The sequence below is a fragment of the Agrobacterium tumefaciens genome (assembly GCF_013337285.1).
Taxonomy (GTDB): Bacteria; Pseudomonadota; Alphaproteobacteria; order Rhizobiales; family Rhizobiaceae; genus Agrobacterium; species Agrobacterium burrii.
Genome location: NZ_SUPW01000002.1, coordinates 628,795 through 651,553, shown reverse-complemented (window position 1 = coordinate 651,553; position 22,759 = coordinate 628,795). Strand labels below are relative to the sequence as shown.

21 protein-coding genes, 3 tRNA genes and 2 pseudogenes are annotated in these 22,759 nt (G+C 57.4%); 8 read left to right on the top strand and 18 right to left on the bottom strand.

Going from position 1 to position 22,759, the window contains the following annotated elements; translation table 11 throughout:
- Positions 1-173: 173 nt before the first annotated feature.
- From rpoB to FCH38_RS08940, 8 genes are all read right to left on the bottom strand, one after another.
- Entirely contained in the window at positions 174-4,310 is a 4,137-nt protein-coding gene (rpoB, locus tag FCH38_RS08975) for a DNA-directed RNA polymerase subunit beta (RefSeq protein WP_149901714.1), read from the bottom strand.
- 262 nt (positions 4,311-4,572) lie between these two features.
- Positions 4,573-4,947, bottom strand: coding sequence for a 50S ribosomal protein L7/L12 (gene rplL / locus FCH38_RS08970; protein WP_149901713.1), 375 nt, complete (start codon positions 4,945-4,947; stop codon positions 4,573-4,575).
- 58 nt (positions 4,948-5,005) lie between these two features.
- Positions 5,006-5,524, bottom strand: coding sequence for a 50S ribosomal protein L10 (gene rplJ, locus FCH38_RS08965; protein WP_003507705.1), 519 nt, complete (start codon positions 5,522-5,524; stop codon positions 5,006-5,008).
- A 357-nt stretch (positions 5,525-5,881) separates the two neighbouring features.
- Positions 5,882-6,577 carry a 50S ribosomal protein L1 gene (gene rplA / locus FCH38_RS08960; protein ID WP_149901712.1) on the bottom strand — a complete coding sequence of 232 codons (696 nt, stop codon included), beginning with the start codon at positions 6,575-6,577 and terminating at the stop codon, positions 5,882-5,884.
- 2 nt (positions 6,578-6,579) lie between these two features.
- Positions 6,580-7,011, bottom strand: coding sequence for a 50S ribosomal protein L11 (gene rplK, locus FCH38_RS08955; RefSeq protein WP_045024949.1), 432 nt, complete (start codon positions 7,009-7,011; stop codon positions 6,580-6,582).
- 142 nt (positions 7,012-7,153) lie between these two features.
- Positions 7,154-7,684 carry a transcription termination/antitermination protein NusG gene (gene nusG, locus FCH38_RS08950; RefSeq protein ID WP_149901711.1) on the bottom strand — a complete coding sequence of 177 codons (531 nt, stop codon included), beginning with the start codon at positions 7,682-7,684 and terminating at the stop codon, positions 7,154-7,156.
- 33 nt (positions 7,685-7,717) lie between these two features.
- Positions 7,718-7,918 carry a preprotein translocase subunit SecE gene (secE, locus tag FCH38_RS08945; RefSeq protein ID WP_003523719.1) on the bottom strand — a complete coding sequence of 67 codons (201 nt, stop codon included), beginning with the start codon at positions 7,916-7,918 and terminating at the stop codon, positions 7,718-7,720.
- Between the two features lie 184 nt (positions 7,919-8,102).
- Positions 8,103-8,178 (bottom strand) — tRNA-Trp (locus FCH38_RS08940).
- A gap of 194 nt (positions 8,179-8,372) precedes the next feature.
- On the opposite strand from FCH38_RS08940, the gene FCH38_RS08935 reads away from it, so the two are divergent.
- Positions 8,373-8,960 (top strand): histidine phosphatase family protein, encoded by a 588-nt coding sequence (locus FCH38_RS08935; RefSeq protein ID WP_149901710.1) that lies wholly within the window; start codon positions 8,373-8,375, stop codon positions 8,958-8,960.
- 67 nt (positions 8,961-9,027) lie between these two features.
- Here FCH38_RS08935 and tuf read toward each other — a convergent pair whose 3' ends face one another.
- Positions 9,028-10,203 carry an elongation factor Tu gene (gene tuf / locus FCH38_RS08930; RefSeq protein ID WP_174373528.1) on the bottom strand — a complete coding sequence of 392 codons (1,176 nt, stop codon included), beginning with the start codon at positions 10,201-10,203 and terminating at the stop codon, positions 9,028-9,030.
- Positions 10,204-10,607: 404 nt separating this feature from the next.
- Between tuf and FCH38_RS08925 the strand changes: the two genes are divergently transcribed.
- Positions 10,608-11,240: a TerC family protein gene (locus FCH38_RS08925; RefSeq protein ID WP_149900272.1), complete on the top strand. Its 633-nt coding sequence runs from the start codon at positions 10,608-10,610 to the stop codon at positions 11,238-11,240.
- Positions 11,241-11,773: 533 nt separating this feature from the next.
- Here FCH38_RS08925 and FCH38_RS08920 read toward each other — a convergent pair.
- Both FCH38_RS08920 and FCH38_RS08915 read right to left on the bottom strand, forming a co-directional pair.
- Positions 11,774-12,142, bottom strand: coding sequence for an MliC family protein (locus FCH38_RS08920; protein WP_174373527.1), 369 nt, complete (start codon positions 12,140-12,142; stop codon positions 11,774-11,776).
- 690 nt (positions 12,143-12,832) lie between these two features.
- The gene (locus tag FCH38_RS08915; RefSeq protein WP_149900269.1) at positions 12,833-13,282 is read right to left on the bottom strand and encodes a hypothetical protein; all 450 of its coding nucleotides are present in this window, start codon (positions 13,280-13,282) and stop codon (positions 12,833-12,835) included.
- A 336-nt stretch (positions 13,283-13,618) separates the two neighbouring features.
- On the opposite strand from FCH38_RS08915, the gene FCH38_RS08910 reads away from it, so the two are divergent.
- The gene (locus FCH38_RS08910; RefSeq protein ID WP_174373526.1) at positions 13,619-13,945 is read left to right on the top strand and encodes a BA14K family protein; all 327 of its coding nucleotides are present in this window, start codon (positions 13,619-13,621) and stop codon (positions 13,943-13,945) included.
- Between the two features lie 68 nt (positions 13,946-14,013).
- On the opposite strand, the gene FCH38_RS08905 is transcribed toward FCH38_RS08910, so the two are convergent.
- From FCH38_RS08905 to FCH38_RS08880, 6 genes and pseudogenes are all read right to left on the bottom strand, one after another.
- Positions 14,014-15,864, bottom strand: coding sequence for an ABC transporter ATP-binding protein (locus tag FCH38_RS08905; RefSeq protein ID WP_174373525.1), 1,851 nt, complete (start codon positions 15,862-15,864; stop codon positions 14,014-14,016).
- A gap of 1,073 nt (positions 15,865-16,937) precedes the next feature.
- Positions 16,938-17,303, bottom strand: a complete 366-nt coding sequence (locus tag FCH38_RS08900; protein WP_153515110.1) for a hypothetical protein — start codon at positions 17,301-17,303, stop codon at positions 16,938-16,940.
- A gap of 40 nt (positions 17,304-17,343) precedes the next feature.
- Positions 17,344-17,526 (bottom strand): annotated as a pseudogene (locus FCH38_RS08895) (POTRA domain-containing protein); the annotation flags it as partial.
- Positions 17,527-17,553: 27 nt separating this feature from the next.
- Positions 17,554-17,802 (bottom strand): annotated as a pseudogene (locus tag FCH38_RS08890) (Arm DNA-binding domain-containing protein); the annotation flags it as partial.
- A gap of 162 nt (positions 17,803-17,964) precedes the next feature.
- Positions 17,965-18,038, bottom strand: a tRNA-Gly gene (locus FCH38_RS08885).
- A gap of 25 nt (positions 18,039-18,063) precedes the next feature.
- Positions 18,064-18,148: transfer RNA gene (locus tag FCH38_RS08880), tRNA-Tyr, on the bottom strand.
- 209 nt (positions 18,149-18,357) lie between these two features.
- On the opposite strand from FCH38_RS08880, the gene rlmB reads away from it, so the two are divergent.
- The 5 genes from rlmB to FCH38_RS08855 all read left to right on the top strand — a co-directional run bounded on the left by rlmB (position 18,358) and on the right by FCH38_RS08855 (position 22,195).
- A complete protein-coding gene (rlmB, locus tag FCH38_RS08875) occupies positions 18,358-19,245 on the top strand; it encodes a 23S rRNA (guanosine(2251)-2'-O)-methyltransferase RlmB (protein ID WP_153515109.1) in 888 nt (295 codons plus the stop codon).
- Positions 19,246-19,321: 76 nt separating this feature from the next.
- Positions 19,322-19,714 (top strand): acyl-CoA thioesterase, encoded by a 393-nt coding sequence (locus FCH38_RS08870; protein WP_149900265.1) that lies wholly within the window; start codon positions 19,322-19,324, stop codon positions 19,712-19,714.
- Positions 19,715-19,719: 5 nt separating this feature from the next.
- Positions 19,720-20,313 carry a hypothetical protein gene (locus FCH38_RS08865; protein WP_174373524.1) on the top strand — a complete coding sequence of 198 codons (594 nt, stop codon included), beginning with the start codon at positions 19,720-19,722 and terminating at the stop codon, positions 20,311-20,313.
- Between the two features lie 70 nt (positions 20,314-20,383).
- Complete coding sequence (locus FCH38_RS08860) at positions 20,384-20,785, top strand: DUF2946 family protein (protein WP_174373523.1); 402 nt, start codon at positions 20,384-20,386, stop codon at positions 20,783-20,785.
- A gap of 45 nt (positions 20,786-20,830) precedes the next feature.
- Entirely contained in the window at positions 20,831-22,195 is a 1,365-nt protein-coding gene (locus FCH38_RS08855; protein WP_174373522.1) for a PepSY-associated TM helix domain-containing protein, read from the top strand.
- 75 nt (positions 22,196-22,270) lie between these two features.
- Here FCH38_RS08855 and FCH38_RS08850 read toward each other — a convergent pair whose 3' ends face one another.
- On the bottom strand, positions 22,271-22,747 hold the full coding sequence (locus FCH38_RS08850) for a nuclear transport factor 2 family protein (RefSeq protein ID WP_149900261.1): 477 nt from the start codon (positions 22,745-22,747) through the stop codon (positions 22,271-22,273).
- Between the last annotated feature and the right edge of the window lie 12 nt (positions 22,748-22,759).

Sequence of the window (22,759 nt, the reverse complement as noted above, 5' to 3'; positions counted from 1 at the left end):
GTCTCCTTGAGAGGCTAGCTGCTGCCCCTGTTTGCATCTGGACCGGCTTCTTCCCGGGTCGCCGTCCAAAGCTTTAAATACGGATTAACCGCACAATGCGGCGAAAGTGTCCCACGCCAGCCGGGCTGACGGGAAACCGGCAGGCGCCCGGAAGGCGCCCGCCACTCTCATTTTTATTCCGCCGCGTCGGGCAGCTGGTCGTCGGACTGGTTCTCGATCTTCGAGTTTTCCAGTTCGACCGACAGACCGAGCGACCGCATTTCCTTGACGAGAACGTTGAAGCTCTCCGGAATACCGGCCTCGAAGGTGTCGTCGCCACGGACGATCGCTTCGTAGACCTTGGTGCGGCCGGCCACGTCGTCCGACTTGACGGTCAGCATTTCCTGCAGCGTGTAAGCTGCGCCGTATGCTTCCAGAGCCCAGACTTCCATTTCCCCGAAGCGCTGTCCGCCGAACTGCGCCTTGCCGCCCAGCGGCTGCTGGGTAACGAGCGAGTAAGGACCGATCGAGCGAGCGTGGATCTTGTCGTCGACAAGGTGGTTCAGCTTGATCATGTACATGTAGCCGACGGTGACCTTGCGGTCGAACGGCTCACCGGTACGACCGTCATAGAGGACGGACTGACCGGATTCATGCAGACCTGCCTTCTTCAGCATGGCGGCGACGTCAGGCTCATGCGCACCGTCGAAGACCGGGGTCGCGATGGAAACACCGCGCTTGGCTTCTTCGGCAAGCTTCACCAGCGAGTCGTCGTCGAAATGCTGAACCTCGTCATTGGCCTCAGACGCGTAGATTTCCGTCAGCTCGCCGCGAAGCTCGCTGATGTCCATCGTCTTGCGATACTCTTCGAGCATGTCGCCGATCTTCTTGCCCATACCGGCGCATGCCCATGCGAGGTGGGTTTCGAGGATCTGGCCGACGTTCATGCGCGAAGGCACGCCGAGCGGGTTCAAGCAGATGTCGACATGCGTGCCGTCTTCGAGGAATGGCATGTCCTCGACCGGAACGATACGCGAGACGACGCCCTTGTTACCGTGACGGCCGGCCATCTTGTCGCCCGGCTGGATCTTGCGCTTCACAGCGACGAAGACCTTGACCATCTTCATGACACCAGGGGGCATTTCATCGCCGCGCTGGACCTTTTCGACCTTGTCCATGAAGCGCTGTTCAAGGCGCGACTTGGATTCGTCGTACTGGCCGCGAAGCGCTTCCAGCTCGGACTGAGCCTTCTCGTCCTCGACTGCGAACATCCACCACTGCGAGCGGGGATATTCGGAGACGACGGCATTCGAAAGCTCGACGCCCTTCTTGAAGCCCTTCGGACCGGCGATGGAAACGTGGCCACGCAGCATGTCGATCAGGCGACCGTAGACGTTACGGTCGAGAATGGCCTGCTCGTCGTCGCGGTCCTTCGCCAAGCGCTCGATCTCTTCGCGCTCGATAGCCATCGCGCGCTCGTCCTTCTCCACACCGTGACGGTTGAAGACGCGGACTTCGACAACGGTACCGAACGTGCCCGGAGGCATGCGCATGGAGGTGTCGCGAACGTCGGAAGCCTTTTCACCGAAGATGGCGCGCAGAAGCTTTTCTTCCGGCGTCATCGGGCTTTCGCCCTTCGGCGTGATCTTGCCGACGAGAATATCGCCCGGCTGAACTTCCGCACCGATGTAAACGATACCAGCTTCGTCGAGGTTCTTCAGCGCTTCTTCCGAAACATTCGGAATGTCGCGGGTGATTTCTTCCGGACCAAGCTTCGTGTCACGCGCCATCACTTCGAATTCTTCGATGTGAATGGAGGTGAACACGTCGTCGGAAACGATACGCTCCGACATCAGGATCGAGTCTTCGTAGTTGTAGCCGTTCCAGGGCATGAACGCGACGAGCGCGTTGCGGCCGAGTGCCAGGTCGCCCAGGTCGGTCGACGGACCGTCCGCGATGATGTCACCCTTGGAGATGGCGTCACCGACGGCGACCAGCGGACGCTGGTTGACGCAGGTGTTCTGGTTGGAACGCTGGAACTTCTGCAGACGGTAGATATCGACGCCCGACTTGCCGGCATCAAGGTCTTCCGTCGCGCGGATAACGATACGGGTCGCATCCACCTGGTCGACGATACCGCCACGGCGAGCCGCGATGGCAGCGCCGGAGTCGCGAGCGACGATCGGTTCCATGCCGGTACCGACGAACGGTGCCTCGGCGCGCAGAAGCGGCACGGCCTGACGCTGCATGTTCGAGCCCATGAGAGCGCGGTTGGCGTCGTCGTTTTCCAGGAACGGAATGAGAGCCGCCGCGACCGAAACGAGCTGCTTCGGCGAAACGTCCATCAGGTTGATGTTGTCGCGCGGTGCGAGCATAACTTCGCCCGAGTGACGGCAAACAACGAACTCTTCAGTGAAGGCGCCTTCGCCATCGAGCTCGGCATTGGCCTGTGCGACGTAATACTTGGCCTCTTCCATGGCGGAGAGGTAGATCACGTCAGTCGTCACCTTGCCGTCGATGATCTTGCGGTACGGGCTTTCGATGAAGCCGTACTTGTTCACGCGGGCAAAGGTTGCGAGCGAGTTGATCAGACCGATGTTCGGGCCTTCCGGCGTCTCGATCGGGCAAATACGGCCGTAATGGGTCGGGTGAACGTCGCGGACTTCGAAGCCGGCGCGCTCGCGGGTCAGACCACCCGGTCCAAGAGCCGAAAGACGGCGCTTGTGGGTGATTTCCGAAAGCGGGTTCACCTGGTCCATGAACTGCGACAGCTGCGAGGAACCGAAGAATTCGCGAACGGCGGCTGCTGCCGGCTTCGCGTTGATCAGGTCCTGCGGCATCACGGTGTCGATTTCGATCGAGGACATACGTTCCTTGATCGCACGTTCCATGCGCAGAAGGCCCAGACGATACTGGTTTTCCATCAGCTCGCCGACAGAACGAACACGGCGGTTGCCGAGGTTGTCGATGTCGTCGATTTCGCCCTTGCCGTCGCGCAGTTCGACCAGCATCTTGACGACAGCGAGGATGTCTTCCTTGCGCAGCGTGCGCACGGTGTCTTCCGCGTCGAGGTCGAGGCGCATGTTCATCTTCACGCGGCCAACAGCCGAGAGGTCGTAACGTTCGGCATCGAAGAACAGCGAGTTGAACATCGCTTCAGCCGAATCCATGGTCGGCGGCTCACCCGGACGCATGACGCGGTAGATATCGAACAGCGCTTCCTGGCGGTTCTGGTTCTTGTCCGCAGAGAGCGTGTTGCGGATATAGGCGCCAACATTGACGTGGTCGATATTGAGGACCGGAATCTCGTCGAAGCCGGACTTAAGAATAAGGCCCAGCGTCTTCTCGTCGATTTCGTCGCCGGCTTCGAGATAGATTTCACCCGTCTCGTAGTTGACGATGTCTTCGGCAAGGAAGTTGCCGTAGAGATCCTCATCCGTCGCCTTCAGCGCCTTCAGGCCCTTGTCGACGAGCTGGCGGATAAGGCGCGGGGTCAGCTTCTTGCCACCTTCGACAACGACTTCGCCGGTATCGGCGTCGATCATGTCGGTGATGACCTTGGCGTTCTTCAGCGTCTCGGGCTGGAACGGAATGCGCCAGCCGTCACCGGAGCGCTCGTAGGAAGCCTTGGTGTAGAAGGTCGACAGGATTTCTTCGCCATCCATGCCAAGCGCCATCAGGAGCGAGGTCACGGGCAGCTTGCGGCGACGGTCGATACGCGCATAGACGATGTCCTTGGCGTCGAACTCGATGTCGAGCCAGGAACCGCGATACGGGATCACGCGCGCGGCAAACAGAAGCTTGCCCGACGAATGGCTCTTGCCCTTGTCGTGGTCGAAGAACACGCCCGGCGAACGGTGCATCTGCGAAACGATGACGCGCTCGGTGCCGTTGACGACAAAGGTGCCGTTATTGGTCATGAGCGGCATGTCGCCCATGTAGACGGACTGTTCCTTGATGTCCTTGATGGACTTCGCGCCCGTATCCTCGTCAATATCGAACACGATGAGGCGCAGCGTCACTTTCAGCGGCGCAGCATAGGTCAGATCGCGCTGACGGCATTCCTCGACGTCGAACTTCGGCGCTTCGAATTCGTAGGATACGAATTCGAGCATGGATGCGCCCGAGAAGTCGGTGATCGGGAATACGGATTTGAATACGGCATTCAATCCCTCGTCGGGACGACCGCCCTTGGGCTCGTCAACCATGAGAAATTGGTCATACGAAGCCTTCTGAACCTCAATGAGGTTCGGCATTTCCGCTACTTCTGGAATTTTGCCGAAAAACTTGCGTACGCGCCTGCGACCATTATACGAAAGGGTCTGAGCCATCGTCGCTCCTTTAAAATTGCATCCGGGCCTGCAACGGACGGGAACCGATGGCCAGTCGATCCCGTCAAGCAATGGGTGTCATCAATCTCGTTCCACATCCCGGATCGATCAGGCCGGATTGCCTAGATGAGCCGGTTCGGAACCATTCTCTTGAAGAACCCATTACCCAAAAGCCATTTTCACGCGGCTTTTGGGTAATAAGGTTTAAAACGATGACAGACGGGGAAGGCTGAGACAGCCTCCCCCGCAAGCAATCGCAAGATTACTTAACGTCGACCTTGGCGCCTGCGTCTTCAAGCTTCTTCTTGAGGTCAGCAGCTTCAGCCTTGGAAACAGCTTCCTTGACAGCCTTCGGAGCACCTTCAACGAGGTCCTTGGCTTCCTTCAGGCCGAGACCCGTGATAGCGCGGACTTCCTTGATGACGTTGATCTTGTTGGCGCCAGCGTCAACCAGGACAACGTCGAACTCGGTCTTTTCTTCTTCAACAACAGCAGCAGCACCACCGCCAGCAGCAGCAACAGCTACCGGAGCAGCAGCGGAAACGCCCCACTTTTCTTCAAGAAGCTTGGACAGTTCTGCAGCTTCCAGAACGGTCAATGCGGAGAGGTCGTCTACGATCTTTGCGAGATCAGTCATTTGTCAGTTCCTTTAATTCGGTTCGAACCGGTTTGAATAATTACAGCGAAAAACCGCCTTAAGCGGCTTCGTCCTTCTTGGCGTAAGCCGAAAACACGCGTGCAAGCTGGCTTGCAGGTGCGGCGACAACCGTAGCAACGCGAGTTGCCGGGGCATTGAGAAGGCCCAGCAGCTTTGCGCGCAGCTCGTCCAGCGAAGGCAGGGTCGCAAGCGACTTGACTGCTTCGGCATTGAGCGTGGTTGCACCCATGGAACCGCCGAGAACAACGACTTTATCGTTGGTCTTTGCGAAATCCATAACGACTTTCGGAGCGATCATCGGGTCGACGCTGTATGCAATCAGCGTCTGGCCCTTGAAGAGATTTGTCATCCCTTCCGACTCCGTGCCCTGAAGAGCGATCTTGGCCAGGCGGTTCTTCGCGACCTTGACGGTGCCTCCGGCAGCGCGCATCTTTGAACGGAAGTCGTTCATCTGCGCAACGGTGACACCAGCATAGTGGGCCACGACAACCGAACCGGAAGCCTTGAAGACTTCGTTCAGCTCCGTGACGAATTCGCGTTTTTCCGCTCTTTCCACTGTCTGTCTCCAGTAGACGGGACCACATGATTGTGAACCCGTCGGGTTTGCCTTTGCCCCAGGGGACCTTTTTACAAAGATCCCGAGCGACGCTCGAGGATCCTGTCCCCCGCTCTGTCGCCGCAAACGGCTTCAGGCACAGGCACACCAGGTTCGAACCGGACAGTCAGACATCCTGAAGATGTCTCAAATCCAGCCTCACCCGTCTCATGCAGGTTGAATGATTAAGGCCAGATCCCGAAAGACATGGCCACCTGCAATCTCGGACAGGAGTTCCGGGTTTCCCCGGAAATCTCCGGCTCCCTGAGAGCCGGAAATTCTTTTAATCACACGCCCCGAAAGACGCGCGAGAATTGATTAGGCCGAAACCGACGAAGGGTCGATCTTGACGCCCGGACCCATGGTCGAGGAGATGGCAACGCGCTTGACGTAGTTGCCCTTGGCGCCCGTCGGCTTTGCCTTGATAACTGCGTCAGCGAAAGCCTTGATGTTCTCTTCAAGAGCCTTGGCGTCGAACGATGCCTTGCCAATGCCAGCGTGCACGATACCGGCCTTTTCGACGCGGAATTCGACAGCGCCGCCCTTGGACGCCTTGACGGCGCCGGCAACATCCATGGTCACCGTACCGACCTTCGGGTTCGGCATCATGCCACGCGGGCCGAGTACCTTGCCGAGACGGCCGACGAGCGGCATCATGTCCGGGGTCGCGATGCAACGATCGAAGTCGATCTTGCCGCTCTGAACGATTTCAACCAGATCTTCCGCACCGACGATGTCAGCACCGGCAGCCGTGGCTTCATCAGCCTTGACCCCACGGGCGAAAACGGCGACGCGAACGTCACGGCCGGTGCCGTTCGGCAGATTGACAACGCCACGAACCATCTGGTCCGCATGGCGCGGGTCAACGCCGAGGTTCATCGAAACTTCAACGGTTTCGTCGAACTTGGCAACCGCACGTTCCTTGACCATCGAAATGGCGTCGGTGAGAACGTAAAGCTTGTTGGGATCCACGCCTTCGCGGATCTTCTGAATGCGCTTTGCTACCTTGGCCATGATCAACCTACCACTTCCAGGCCCATGGCGCGGGCGGAGCCCTCAACCATTGCCATTGCGCCTTCGATGTCGGCTGCGTTCAGATCCTTCATCTTGGCTTCTGCGATCGTCTTGACCTGAGCCTTGGTGATGGAGCCGACCTTGGCGCCCTTGCCAGGCGTCTTGGAACCGGAGGTGATCTTTGCTTCCTTCTTCAGCCAATAGGTCATCGGCGGCTGCTTCATGATGAAGGTGAAGGACTTGTCCTGGTAATAGGTGATGACGACCGGGATCGGCATACCCTTTTCCATTTCCTGCGTGGCGGCATTGAACGCCTTGCAGAATTCCATGATGTTAACGCCACGCTGACCAAGTGCCGGACCGATCGGCGGGGACGGATTGGCCGACCCAGCCTTTACCTGCAACTTGAGCTGGCCTGCAACTTTCTTAGCCATATCTCTCTGCCTTTCAATTCAAACCGGTTACCCGGCTTCTCTGGCCGGATCGCTCCGGCGGCTGCGGTTGCGTGGTGCGGCGCCCTGCCCCGGCTTAAAGGGCCAGATTGCCTTCCACGCGCTTGGGGTTTCACCCCTCCAGTCAGACCTTCTCGACCTGACTGTATTCCAGCTCGACCGGCGTAGCGCGGCCGAAAATCGAAACTTCCACCTTCAGGCGCGAACGCTCTTCGTCGACATCCTGCACCACGCCGTTGAACGACGCGAACGGACCGTCGGAAACGCGAACCTGCTCGCCAATCTCGAACGAAACCGAAGACTTCGGACGCTCGACACCTTCCTGAACCTGACCGAGAATACGATCGGCTTCATAATCGGGAATCGGAACAGGCTTATTGTCCGAACCGAGGAAACCGGTAACCTTCGGCGTGTTCTTGATGAGGTGATAGGCCTCATCCGTCAGATTGGCGCGCACCAGCACGTAACCTGGAAAGAACTTGCGTTCGCTATCGACCTTACGGCCGCGACGCACCTCGACAACCTTTTCGGTCGGCACGAGGATTTTCTCGAAAAGATGATCAAGGCCCTTTTGGCGGGCCTTTTCTTCGATCGACTCAGCGACCTTCTTTTCGAAATTCGAATATGCGTGAACGATATACCAGCGCGCTGCCATTTTTATTCTCCGTTCAATCCTTTGACCGTGCCGTTACCGGCCGACGTTCAGCACGAGGCTGAGCAGCCAGCCGATGAGCTGGTCCGCAGCAAAGAAGAACAGAGCCGCGAAAATGACCATCACCAGCACCATAGCCGTCGAAATCATGGTCTCGCGGCGCGACGGCCAAGTAATTTTAGACGCTTCGGCGCGAACCTGCTGCAGAAACGTAAACGGATTGGTTTTGGATGCCATTGACTGCCCACGCAATTACGGCACGTAAAGCCGAATTAATCAGCCCCACGCACCGCGTGTCTGTTTTGACCTACATAAACACCGATTCCACTTTTAACAAGAGGAAATCGACATTCCGCGAAATTCGCCGGAAATCCGGCATCCATCTGCCTTGCAGCGAAGACCCGCGCTTGCGAATGGAAAGTGGCAGGGGCAGTAAGGCTCGAACTTACGACCTGCGGTTTTGGAGACCGCCGCTCTACCAACTGAGCTATACCCCTTCATCACCGTAACCGGCCGCGAAAATCGCTTGGCCAGTTCGATATGCGTTCCTTTAAGGCGCAGGGAAAAGAATGGCAAGGGTGTTTTTCGTTTTTTCACAATGTCTGGCAAAATACACGGACAAGCCGCCCGCCCCACCCGGCACAATGCCTACTCCTTTGATCTTCCTCATACTCCCCCACAGGAGAAACCCATGAGTATCTATCTCGTCCGTCACGGCCAGACCGAATTTAATGCCGCCCAGCGCTGGCAGGGTCAGGTCGATTCGCCCCTTACGGAATTGGGACGGCAACAGGCCGCACGCATGGGGCGCCGGCTGGCCGGGCTGACCGGAACCGATGAAGCGCATATTTTCTCCAGTCCGCTCGGGCGGGCAAGACAGACCTGTGAGATCATAGCGAGTGAGATTGGCATGATCGACGGCATCACCCTTGATCCCGGCCTGATGGAAATCGGTATGGGCGCTTGGGACGGCATGACGGATTACGAGATCGATCACGAATATCCCGGCCTGCGCGACGGGCTGGATCGGCATGAATGGTTTTTTCACGCGCCTGGCGGCGAAACGTTCGAAAAAATGGCGGACCGGGTGAGCCGTAGCCTTGAGACGATCAAACAGAGACAGGCCCGCGATGCGATCATCATCTGCCACGGCATCACCAGCCGGATATTGCGCGGCGTTTATGCGAGCCTCCCGAAAGACGAAACACTTCGCCTCGAAGTACCACAGGACGCGTTCTTCCATCTCAGGGATGGTGACATTGCGCGGATCGACTGCTGAGATTTTCTCGCAATAAAAAACCCCGCTGTCTCCAGCGGGGTTTTCTCAAATCCCTTGCGGGAAAAGATTACTCGACGATCGAAGCCACGATGCCGGCGCCGACGGTACGGCCGCCTTCGCGGATAGCGAAGCGCAGCTTTTCTTCCATCGCGATCGGAACGATCAGCTCGACTTCAACAGTGACGTTGTCGCCAGGCATAACCATTTCCGTGCCTTCCGGCAGCGAAACGATGCCGGTCACGTCCGTCGTGCGGAAGTAGAACTGCGGACGGTAGTTCGTGAAGAACGGCGTATGACGGCCGCCTTCTTCCTTCGTCAGGATGTAGGCTTCTGCCATGAACTTCTTGTGCGGCTTGACCGAACCCGGCTTGCACAGGATCTGACCACGCTCGACGCCGTCACGGGTTACGCCGCGAACCAGCGCACCGATGTTGTCGCCAGCCTGGCCCTGATCGAGCAGCTTGCGGAACATTTCAACGCCGGTAACCGTCGTCTTCGACGTCGGACGAATGCCGACGATCTCGACTTCTTCACCAACCTTGACGATACCGCGCTCAACGCGACCCGTCACAACCGTACCACGGCCCGAGATCGAGAACACGTCTTCGATCGGCATCAGGAACGGCTGGTCGATCGGACGCTCAGGCGTCGGGATGTAGGCGTCAACAGCGGCCATCAGCTCGCGGATTGCGTCTTCACCGATCTTCTTGTCAGAATCTTCAAGAGCGGCAAGTGCCGAACCCTTGACGATCGGAATATCGTCGCCCGGGAAGTCGTAGGACGACAGAAGTTCGCGAACTTCAAGCTCGACGAGCTCGAGAAGCTCGGCGTCGTCAACCTGGTCGACCTTGTTGAGGAACACGACGATTGCCGGAACGCCAACCTGACGGGCAAGCAGGATGTGCTCGCGGGTCTGCGGCATCGGGCCGTCGGCGGCCGAGCAAACCAGGATCGCGCCGTCCATCTGCGCAGCACCGGTGATCATGTTCTTCACGTAGTCGGCGTGGCCGGGGCAGTCGACGTGCGCGTAGTGACGGGCAGGCGTTTCATATTCGACGTGGGCCGTCGAGATCGTGATGCCGCGAGCCTTTTCTTCAGGCGCAGCGTCGATCTGGTCATACGCCTTGAACTCGCCAAAATACTTCGTGATCGCAGCAGTCAGCGACGTCTTGCCGTGGTCGACGTGACCGATCGTGCCAATGTTGACGTGCGGCTTATTGCGCTCAAACTTGCTCTTTGCCATGTGAATTGCTTCCTGTGAACGTGAAGTAGGTTCCCCGGCGAACCGGTTTGGTGTCGCCGTTTAAGGCTTTGTAAGCGAATGCGCAAGACTTAATTGTGAAAGCGTCTGCGTACGCGCTTCAAGCGTGCCCTGAGGCCCGTATATGGTGTGTTGTTTGCGACATTTAAACCCTCGGGAGGAGGACACCGACGCGAGGCGCGGGCGAACGCTTTCCCGCCATTGCCGATCACTAATTAAGGTATTTTCATCACAACTTCTTTACCTGCACCGCCATGATGGCTTAAGGACAGTCCATCGCCCGGGGGAGACAGGCGATTGGAACGCGGCGCCAGGCGCCACCCCATGCCATATCTCGATCCGTCGCTTTCCCTCGCGACCTTGTCTATCCGTTTCAGGACCATCCCATGGAAATCTTCACAGCCGCCGGTTTCACGGCATTCTTACAGGTCATTGCGATCGATCTCGTTCTGGCGGGCGACAATGCCATCGTCATCGGCCTTGCCGCTGCGGGGCTTCCCGCCCATCTTCGCCGCAAGGCGATCCTGGTGGGCATCATCGCCGCCACCGTTCTGCGCATCGCCTTTGCCGCCGTCACCGTACAGCTTCTCGCCATTGTCGGTCTGCAATTGTTCGGCGGCCTGCTGCTCGCCTGGGTATGCTGGAAGATGTGGTCCGAACTGCGCGAGGCGGCCGGCTCCATCGAAGACGAGGTGACCGACGAGGAAGCCGATCTGACCAAAGGCCACAAGACCTTCCTGCAGGCCGCGATCCAGATCGTCATCGCCGACGTCTCCATGTCACTGGACAACGTTCTTGCCGTTGCCGGCGCCGCACAGGAACATGTGACGGTACTGGTGATCGGGCTTATCGTCTCGATCGCCCTCATGGGTCTTGCCGCCAACTTCGTCGCCAAACTGCTGCACCGCTATCGCTGGATTTCCTATATCGGCCTGATAGTCATCATCTACGTGGCACTTAACATGCTCTACCACGGCGTGATCGAAGTCTTGCCATACATCAAGCCTTATTTCGGCTGAAATCCACTAAAGCAGCGCATTATCGAAAGGCCCGGAAACACAAGTTTTCGGGCCTTTTTTTGACATGTGGGCATCAAACCTCCTCAATCGCACAACGGCGCAAGCCGCCCTCGCCGCCCGTGACACCGCACCGTCCGCCCTGAGAACCACTTACCGCGAGAGGTATCGGCAGCGACGGGAATCACTCACCGCGCGTGCTGCAACATACGGACAAGACAGGGAAATCATGATTTCTCGCCTATGGCTTTTGGCAATTGAGGTCAGCCACGAGCAAGCCTAGGGAGCTAGTAATAAGTCATAATAATAAAAAGAAAGGTAAAGCTGCCAATGGCTTATGACTGGAGCGGCGGTCGTACCCGCCGCCTTAGACGGGTGAAGCTTGGCGTTGTCGCAAGCTCTCTCATCCTGCTGGCGCTTCTTGCGTCGCTCGTTCTTGGCTGAACGCGCCGCGCGCGCAATTCAACGCTGACCGGCGGCATGGCAAGGTTTTATGACCGCCCTGCCGCCGCTCCTTTAAGGACAGCCGACGGCGATCAGGATTTCTTCTTTTCCACGCAATGAACCGGCTTCTTCATCTCCGGATCCGCCATCAGATCGTAAAGATCGGCCTCCTCACCCTTCGACCACCAGACATGGACGCCGCCCTGATATCTGGCCCCCGATCCTGAAATGACATTCGCTGCAACAATGACGCCATCCTTCAAACCCAGTCGCACGAGGCTGATGTCGCCGGCATTAAAATAAACGGCCTCCACCGTGTCGGCAGCGCATTGATAGACAGCCTCGACCTTCTCAATCGTCGTGTCCTTCGGAAGCGGAATCACCAGATCTTCCGCCAGAGCGCTGGAAGCTACCGGTGACGACAAGATTGCAAGACACGTGACGGCGATGGATTTTCTCATGACGACCCTTTCCTGATCCGGTCGAAACATAAGGTCACGACAGCAAAGCCAAAATTGGGCCAACCGTCCTCACTTTTGGAATGTCCGGGAATATAAACGACGGAGACACACCGCAGCTATCGGCGACACATGTCAATCCGCTGCCCGTTCGTGCCGGCGGTCGCAACAGCCGCCCTTACCAATACATCCAATAAGCGACGCCAAGAATCACCGCCCACATCAGCAATGATATGGTCAGCACCGCGAGATAGTTTCGAAATCGTCTGGTCATCCGCCCACATTGCCGGTCGGCCGTCATGGGACAGCCTTCACCGTTGAATTGCTGGATGCGGGCCGAACCGCAGGATCAACTCTTTCTACCAAGATACTGAATCACGGACTATTCGCAGATTTTACCCGCCCGAAAACGGGGTTGTCCGATGCCCAGGATTTGCACCCGCCTGCAAGAAGTCACCCGCCTTTACGCACGATCATAATGCGGGCATTGCCCCACCTGGTGATGGCGATGGACAGTGCACGAACAAAACCCCGCCATTACCGGCAGGGTCTGCAAAAAGCGATAAGGGCGCACAACTTCGGAGGTGGCGCAAACACGGCCTCACCGGCTGAAACGGCACCCCGCCTGCCGGTATGATTTTGGAATCATCCTGATGGTCGGGCGACGGCAGTCAGTCGCCGCCCCGCCCCTTGTCAGCTCTTCAGCGCCGTGTTGCACAGGCTCCAGTAGCCGCCGCCCTTCTGAATCCACTTCAGATCGCCGAGCGTGCCGTCATCCTTGTTCTTGTGATAGGAATCGACACAGGTCTTCAGGCGAGCCTTGCCGGGCGTTTCGCTTGAGTATTTCTTATCGACAGCACTCGGAAAAGCGACGCCCTTCGGGGCCTTTATCGTCGCTTTTTCGGGTTCTTTGTCGGGTGTGGCCGCGACCTGCTTATTGTCAGCGGCATCTTCAGCCGCCGCGTCGCTGCCGCAGAACTTGGCGCGATAGTCGTTCCACTTGACGTCCTTCGCGGACCCGTCGGTTTTCGCCGCCTGATATTTCACGCTGCACTCTTTCATGGTGAGTGCGGCTGCGGGGGAGACGAACGCTGCAGATGCCAGCAGCGCAAAGGATGAGAGAATGACAACCCTGTTAAACATTGAAGACTCCCGTTTGCATGATTGCCGGCCGACTATCCGACCGGATTTTCCGCTTGTCAACGAGCAGTGCGGGAAGGACGAAAAGTCAAATTGATGAGGGAATGAAACGCGTTCACGGGACACGGCATCTTCCTGATGGAGACGGCATCATGCCGGCTCACATTTTGCGCGTGGACGCGTCATGCCCAACAGCCGTCGCAGGCAACCTCTCCAATCCTGCCGCCTCACCTTTTTCCCAATCCCGAAGAATCACGTGTTCGTGTGGCGTCAACCCTCTCAGGGAACGAATCTCCTAAATTTTCGTTAGCATCCCGAACGAATAACGAGGATTTATCGATGTTGAGGATGCCGAAGACTATCTCCGCACTCGCTCTTGGCGTCGCATTATCTGGCGCTTCCGTCATGCCCGCCCACGCGCTGAGCCTCATACAGCCGGCCTATGAACCGCCGGAACAAGCGCAGGATTCAAACCAGCGCGGCTACCCCGCATCCGCCTTCGCCGCGGGAAAAGGTGAAGAAGCTACGTCCAACGGTTACGCCCTGTCACAGGCGGAGATAAACCACGTCAAATGGTGTGCGGCGCGATACACCTCCTACCATCCGACCGATAACAGCTACATGGCCCCTGCGGGGACACGCACCCAATGTCTTTCTCCCTACTGACTTGGCCGTAAGAACAGCCCCCTAAAATGACGGGTGACATCTCACGCGTTGTCGGCAGCAGGATTTGATCACTCATCTTCCGGCATGAAGCCGCCGATCTGGCGTTTCCAGAGCCGGGCAAACAGCCCGTTCCGCTCGACCAGATCCTCCGGCCGCCCCTCTTCGACAATCCGGCCGTGATCCAGCACGATGATCCTATCCATTCTGGCGATGGTAGACAGGCGGTGCGCGATCGCGATCACGGTTTTGCCTTCCATCACAAGATTGAGCTTTTCCTGAATAGCGGCTTCGGACTCGCTATCCAGCGCAGATGTGGCCTCATCGAGGATCAGGATGGGCGCATCTTTCAAGAGTACCCGAGCGATGGCGACCCGCTGACGCTGCCCGCCGGAAAGCTTGATGCCGCGGTCCCCGACAAACGCCAGATACCCTTTTCGCCCCTCGCTATCGGCAAGATCAGCGATGAAAGCATCGGCCTTGGCCACTTTCGCCGCCCGCTCGATATCTTCCTGCCTCGCCTCCGGCCGCCCGTAGCGAATATTGTCGCCGACGGAACGGTGCAGCAGCGCCACATCCTGGGCGATAACCCCGATATTACGGCGCAGACTCATCTGCGTGACATCACGGATATCCTGACCGTCGATGCGAATTGCACCCTCCTGAATGTCGTAAAACCGCAGGAGCAGATTAACCAGCGTCGTTTTTCCCGCTCCCGACAGGCCCACAAGGCCGACTTTCTCCCCCGCGCGCACGGTCAGTGACAGATCATCAATCACCGGCCTGCCTGACTTATAAGCAAAGCGGATATCGTCGAAATCAATGTTCCCATGCGAAACACTCAGTTCCGCAGCGCCTGCCCTGTCAGTGATGGTGGGCGGCGTCGTCATGACAGGCATGGCGTCCTTGATGGTGCCAATCGCCTGAAATATCTGCTGCCCCATCTGCAGGAAGGTGAATGTGTGCCCAGACAGGCGTTGCAGAATATAGACGGCACCGACAAATTCACCGACCGTGAGGAAGCCCTTCACCAAACCGGAAAAACCGACCGACAAAATCGCCAGCCATAACGCCATATTGAGCGCCACGACGACCAGTTCGGACGCGCGGTAGACACGCTGCTCCCTGTGCTGCGTCTGCACCGCCTTGATCAGGATGCGGCGGATTGCGCCCGCCTCGCTATCTTCAGCGGCGAATTGCTTGATCATCTGCATATTGCTGTAGAGATCGGTGATCGCTCCCGAGACAAGGCTCTTTTGTTTGGCCGAACGGCGTGACCGCTCCGTGAAGACGGGAGCCAGTTTAACGGCGAGAACCACATTCAGCACGATCCAGACCAACACCGGCAGAGCCAGTTGCCAGGATAGTGCGGCCAGCAGAACCAGAGAGCCGACCATCTGCAACAGGAAGCGCGGTCCTGTCTGGAATGCATTGATGATCTGCTGCTGGACCGCCGACGACACCTGTGAAAGACGCGAGGCGACCTGCCCCGCATAAAGCTCATGGAAAAATGCCAGATCCTGCCGCTCCACGGCCTTGTGGCCCTGCCACTGAATGGCCGCCGGCATCGCGATGCCAAGGGTGTGCGAATTGAGCGTGTTAAGAAGAAATGACGCGATCGGCATGGCGGGAAAAATCAGCAGTCCGAGGACAGCGAGCAGCAGCCATTCATTGCGCAGAAAAGCCTCCGCTCCCTGCGCCGTCACACCATCGACGATGACGGACAATCCCCAGATGATGGAGAGATTGATGGCTTCCACAGCCATGGAGGACAAAGCAAGTGCGATGAGGACGCCGCGAAACATCGCAATAAAATGCAGCAGCACCGCCACGGGGCCTTTCGACGGCAACGGGCGGAAAGGAATGTCAAGCGGCCGTATCAGCCTCTCGAAAGGGCGGAAGATCGTATCTGAAATCGACATGGGCCTCTCGGATCAAGCTTGGCATCGACGGGGAGGAATCAGCTACGCGCCCGGCATCGAACCATGATCGGCCCTTGATCTCAATTGCAAAGAATGGCCGGCGCTGCCTTCGCGGCCAGGCACCAGAACTTAACGTCAAATGTGCGGATGAGCCGATGCGGATCATCGGCCGGTAAAACAAATGCCGATGGCTACGACTGCGCGTATCCGCACATACGATAAAAGCGCTTAAAAATCTAAGCTTTGTACGCGATACATAATGCTGGGAAGAGTAAATGGAGCGGGTGCCCCGAACCTGCTCTGAAAGTCTGCGAGTGTCTTGCCTCGCCATTGGGAGGCAAGTTTTCGGTATGGTGACAGCATCGCAGTAACGACACCATCATTCGCGTTGTTGATGGCCGACGATGTCTGATTCAATGCGGTGCGTCCAGTCAGGAACAGAGATCCGAAAATAATGGAGGAGAATGATTTCAACATCTTCATTAATTACAGCAGTGTCTTCTACAATGAATTGGAATTACCCCAACCTTCATCAAAACCGCCCTTCGCTATGATCGTCATTAAATATGGATTTGTACTCAACAAGCGCTTCGATAGTGGATTTAATATCCAAATTATATTCTGGATTCTGCCTTTCAAAATCCATCAAAACAATAATACTATCATCAATACAATAATTTGTCCGACACATTCCATAGAATGTTTCAAAAATATTTTTTAACCATAACTTTTACCACATTTTGCCTTTTTAAACTATTCTATCAAAATATATCCTGAAACGTTTATCGTTTTTCCATAGTAAACAGTAGACAAAAATGCCGATATTCTTTCTTCTGAATCATTGTCAATACGCGACAAAATCGCGATAACTTCTTTTTCCGTTCTGTTTTCTGGCGATTTGTACTTCACTTGACAGGCCTCCCTTTAGCCGTGAACGGCCCAGCACGGATAAGTGCATTTTCCTCGGACTGCCGCAGCTCGTTCCAAGAAGACGGAAGAAGACTGCAGGAACAATCAAGCTGACACCGCTCCGGCTATCCGAACTAGGTTTCGGTGCCCGGGTGTACGACCGGCTATTTTGTGAATTCTTGTGAAAGAAGTTTCATACTCTTCTTATCAAACCGCGATGTAAATCCGTCCCAATGCTGAGCACGAAGCTCCGGCCCTTCCAACCAAATTTCAATCACCACGCTGGTATTTGGCTCTTTTACTGCCTCTTGATACTTAATCGTCAGATTAGTATTCTTAATTGAAGCCAGAGTGCATGCTAATAGACAACCCGTCGGTTCACGTAGCACCAAATTCAGGAGACCTGCAGCCGAAAGCCTGTCTGCCGATTTGCCTGTGTAGAGTTCTATGGAACCGTAATCCAACTCCACAGATTGTTTGCAATCCGCAGGAGCAATGAGCGATTCTAAATTGTTATAGTGGCTTAACATCGGCCCAGCCTTTCTCTACTCGATCCAACAGTTAGAACTGTGTTCCATCTTCCTTACCCGGTAACATCGAGGTCTTCGCGTCGTTCGATGACAGGCGGTTGATCTGGTCCAAGCCCTGCTCAATATCGCGAATATTGGCGACCTCACCCTTCATGCCGGGAAAAGCCGCAGCGAATGAACCGTTTCGCCCGGCCGGTTGACCGTTAAGGTAGATATCCGAGATGGCAGTAAGGTGATCGCGTTTCTTAGCCAACGACGGGTCCAAACCCTCAGCCAGTTTTTTCTTGGCCTCGTCACGCAGTCGTCGGGCATCCGCCAGCCCCACCGTCGGGCACGCCCCAATCGTCAGCGTTTTTCGTTTCCCGAAAAAATCATAATCAAACCGCCAAGACTTTCCGCCAGCAACCGATATATAGAGGTAAAGCCCCTTCTCATCAGATAGCTTCTGCGGCTTGCTGTCGGCTTTGGCGTTCTTAACCTGAAAGTCTGTCAGTGCCATTTTACGGTATCGGCTTTCCACCACGATGACGAATACCGTAATTTTTACCGACAAAAGTGCTGGATGTCACTGCATACCGTTGCACGACCTTACGCACGCGCGAGGCAAAAACGCTGAAAAATCAACGCTTTTTGACGTCATTGATCTTGTTGGAAAGGTCGCTGGAGCGGGTAGCGGGAATCGAACCCGCGTATTCAGCTTGGAAGGCTGCTGCTCTACCATTGAGCTATACCCGCGGTGGTGATTTCGATCCGTGCAGAATGGTGGAGGGAGTTGGATTTGAACCAACGTAGGCGTAGCCAACGGATTTACAGTCCGTCCCCTTTAACCACTCGGGCATCCCTCCAGCTTTCTGCTAGGATCGAGCTACCAAGCTCTTCAGATTTCGCTGCGGCGAAGCGCCGTTGCGTCGTCTGTGGCGCGTATATGACGGCCTCGTTCGTTTCTGTCAACACGCCCTTTCACGAATTTTCGGGAAAAAATTCAAACATCTTTACAGCCCTGTGGATTATCGCGGGGGCTGGTGCGCGCCTCTTCCCGGAGATATAAGGCGGCATGAGCAAAGACGATCCCAACGACAAATCCACCCGTGACACGCACTACGCCACCCTGCGCCGTGCCGTGCGCGACGCCAAACGCGAAAGGGGCGAAATCCCCACTCCGCCACAGCAGAGGCGCAGAAGCCGCAGCGCGGACGACTGGAAGCCGCCGCAGCTTGCGCCGGATCAGGTGCATCTTTACGGCCTGCATACCGTGCGTGCGGCGCTGTCCAATCCCGAACGGCAGATCGTCAAGCTCTCCGTCACCCAGAACGCGCTTGCGCGTCTGGATATCGGCGAGGCGGATGCCCAGCCCTTCCCGGTCGAAATGGTTTCGCCACAGGATATCGACAAGGTCCTCGGCCCCGAGGCGATCCATCAGGGTGTGATGCTGGAAACCAGGCCGCTGCCGGTCAAGAAGCTCGATGCGCTGAAGAAAAGCCCGCTGATCCTCGTGCTCGATCAGGTCACCGACCCGCACAATGTCGGCGCCATCATGCGCTCGGCGGTCGCCTTCAACGCCGGCGCCGTCATCACCACCATGCGCCACAGCCCGACCGAGTCAGGCGTACTGGCGAAATCCGCATCCGGCGCGCTGGAACTCATTCCCTATATCCAGGTCACCAATCTGGCCGATGCGCTGGGCGAGTTGCACAAGCTTGGCTTCTTTTCGGTCGGGCTGGATTCGGAAGGCCCCGGCCCCATCGAACAGACTTTCAGCGGCGCAAAAATTGCGCTGGTGCTGGGAGCCGAAGGCAAGGGCCTGCGCCAGAAGACGCGAGAAACCGTCTCGGCGCTCGCCCGTCTCGATATGCCCGGCGAGATCAAATCGCTCAACGTGTCGAATGCGGCGGCCATCGCCCTTTACGCAACGCAGCAATTTCTGGGCAAAGCGTCGTCCTGACGCTTGCCCTTCCTTGCGAAATCGCAAAGCGCAACGCATGCTGCGCCTTTCTCATTCGCAAGGAGCAAATCTCGACATGACCGACCTGCCCATCAAACCGACCGGCGAGCTAACCCTGCGGACGCTCGCCATGCCGGCCGACGCCAATCCGGCCGGTGATATTTTCGGCGGCTGGGTCATGTCGCAGATGGACTTGGCGAGCGGTATCCGCGCAGCGGAACGCTCGCGCTGTCGCGTGGTTACGGCGGCGGTCAAGGAGATGGCCTTCGAACTGCCGGTAAAGATCGGCGATACTTTGTCCATCTATACCGATATCGCCCGCGTCGGCCGCACCTCCATCACATTGACGGTTGAGGCCTGGGCGCAGCGGTCGCGTTTCGACAAGCTGGAAAAGGTCACCGCCGGCACCTTCATCATGGTGGCAATGGACGAAAACGGGCAGCCGACGCCCATTCCTCCGGGGGAGTAGGCACGATGGAGGCCGCCGTCAACGCCGCAGAAGCCTATTCGCACATCCGTGCCGTCATGGGCATGGTGGTCGGCCTCAGCCTCGCCCGCCTGCTGACCGGCCTTGCCGGTTTCGTGCAACATCCAAAAAAGGAACACATCTATCCGCTGCATCTCGGCTGGGTGGCGTTCCTGTTTCTGATGCTGGTGCATTTCTGGTGGTGGGAACACCGGCTTTCCGCCACCGGCCACGTGCTGGGCTTCGGCGCCTTCCTGTTCCTCATCCTGTTCTGCTCGCTGTTTTATTTCCTCTGCGTGCTGCTGTTTCCGACTGAGATGAAGGAATACAAGGGATATGAGGACTACTTCTTTTCCCGCAAAAGCTGGTTCTTCGGTTTCCTGGCAGCGCTTTTCGTCACCGATGTCGGTGACACGCTGCTGAAGGGACAGGCCTACCTCGCAACGCTCGGCCCGGAATATCTCATCCGTACCGCGATTTACGTCGTTCTTTTCACGTCCGCCGCCTTCATCGGCAACCGCCGCTTCCACCGGCTCCTCGTCGTCTTCGCGCTGATCTACCAGATCGCCTGGATTTTCCGCACCTACGACCTGCTGGCCTGAAGACCACAACGCCCTGATGCCGTCATTGTGTCGCGGTGACATTTCGCCGCGACTATGGCATTCCAGCCGTATGGGATACATTCGCAGGATCATGCAGGACCGAAGCTCAGCTGGCGCCATCGCCACGCTGGCCGTCCTGCTTTTCCTTTTGCAGGGTCTTGCCAATGGCCTGACCAGCGGCAACATGGCGATGGCCGCGCTCGCGGCGGATGAGGTCATCTGTTCCAGCCACATGCCGGAAGGCCCCGCAAAGCAGGACCCGGCGGGCAAAATTGCCGCCGACTGCTGCGGAACGCTGTGCCGGCTGGCATCGGCCACCATTGCCACTCTTCCGGTTACGCCTGTCGAACGCGCAGACACGATCCTTACGACGGACGAAGTCGCCTTTTTGAACTTCGATGCGGCATTGCCGCCATCGCCGCCCAATCTGGAATCGCGCCCACGCGCACCGCCCCTCCCTCCGCAGAACTGAAACACTCCCGGCCTGCCGGAAATCACTCTTCTTGCGGAGACATCCATGTCCGTTACGACCTCTTTCGAGGGCGAGCGCGCGCCTGCGCATTCCTCGTCCATCAATCTTTACCGCGCCGTGTGGCGCTGGCATTTCTATGCCGGTCTCTTCGTCCTGCCCTTTATGATATCGCTCGCCGTCACCGGCGCCCTCTATCTCTTCCGGGACGAATTCGATAACCTCATCCATTCGGATTTGAAGCGGATAGAGGTGGTACAAGACGCACCGAAAGCGCTGCCTTCCGAAATTGTTGCCGCTGCGCTGACTGCCGTTCCCGGCACGGCCGTCAAATATACGACCCCGGCCGATCCCGGCGCGTCGACGGAAATCACCGTCAATACGGCGGATGGCAAGCGCGCCGTCTACGTCAATCCCCATACGGCTGAGGTCGCCGGCTCCCTGCCGGATCGCGGCACCGTCATGTGGACGATCCGCTATCTCCACAGCCTCAAATATTTCGGCACCTATGCCCGCTATCTGATCGAGATCGCCGCCGGCTGGTCCATTCTTCTCGTCGCCACCGGCATCTATCTCTGGTGGCCGCGAAAACAGACGGGCGGTGTCTTAACGGTGCGCGGTACGCCGAAAAAGCGGGTCTTCTGGCGTGATACCCATGCCGTCACCGGCATCTTCGTCGGCTTTTTCATCGTCTTCCTCGCCGTCACCGGCATGCCCTGGTCGGGCGTCTGGGGCGCGAAGGTCAATGAATGGGCGAATGGCAGCAATTTCGGATATCCGGCCGGCGTTCGCACCGATGTTCCTATGTCCGGCGACCACCTCGATCATGTGGCCAAAACAAGCTGGTCGCTGGAACAGGCAAAAATACCCGAATCCAGTGCGTCCGGCACCGGTCAACCGATCGGGATCGACACGGCCATGGCGCGTTTCGACGCCTTGGGCCTCGCTGCCGGTTACGCCGTCGCACTGCCCACCAAATCGTCCGGTGTCTATAGCGGCTCCGCCTATCCCGACGATCTGACGAAGCAACGCGTCGTCCACCTCGATCAATATAGCGGCGAACCTCTGATCGATATGAGCTACGCCGATTACGGTCCGCTCGGCAAGGCGCTGGAATGGGGCATCAACGTGCATCTGGGCCAGCAATACGGGGTCGCAAATCAGATCGTGCTTTTGGTGGCCTGTATCGGCATTGTGCTGCTTGCCGTGTCCGCCGGCATCATGTGGTGGAAACGCCGCCCGCAAGGCTCGCTCGGCGTTCCGCCCCTGCCGCAGGAAAAACGTGTGCTGCGCGGGCTCCTCGCCGTGCTCGCCATCGGCGGCATCCTTTTCCCGCTGGTGGGTGCGAGCCTGCTGGTGATGCTGGCGCTGGACCTGATCGTGCAGTCTCGCCAGAAGCGGCGGGCCGTTTAAAAAGGCATCCTCTAAAATGAAAACAGCCGGGCGAAAAATCCCGGCTGTTTCCCTCGACATCAAAGAAAGCCCGATCTAGAACATCGTATTGTTGTTCGCCGCCGTCTCCGGCACCGGCTGGATCACATCCCAATGCTCGGTAATCTTGCCATCAGTGACGCGGAAGATGTCGACAATTGCCCTGCCGCGATCACCGTCGCTCTCCGTCGAATGAATATGCAGATAGACGAGATCGCCATCCGTGGCGCTGCGGACAATCCGTGCTTTCGACTGCGGGTTTTCCTTGAAGAACCCCGTAAAATAATCGACAAACGGCTTCTTGCCGTCAGGTACATTGGGGTTGTGCTGCTTGTAGCTGTCGACGACAACGGCAGCACCCTTCTCCACCTCGTGCTTGTTGAAGACGGTGTCGTAAAATTCGATCACCAGCTTGCGGTTGGCTTCTTCCTGAGCCAGATCGCGGTTTGCTGTTTGCGCCAGAACCGGCGCGGCCACCAAAGCGGGCACGAGGGCGAAAGCGGCGATGGCAAGACGACGTGTTACGAAATTCATGGGTGATACCTC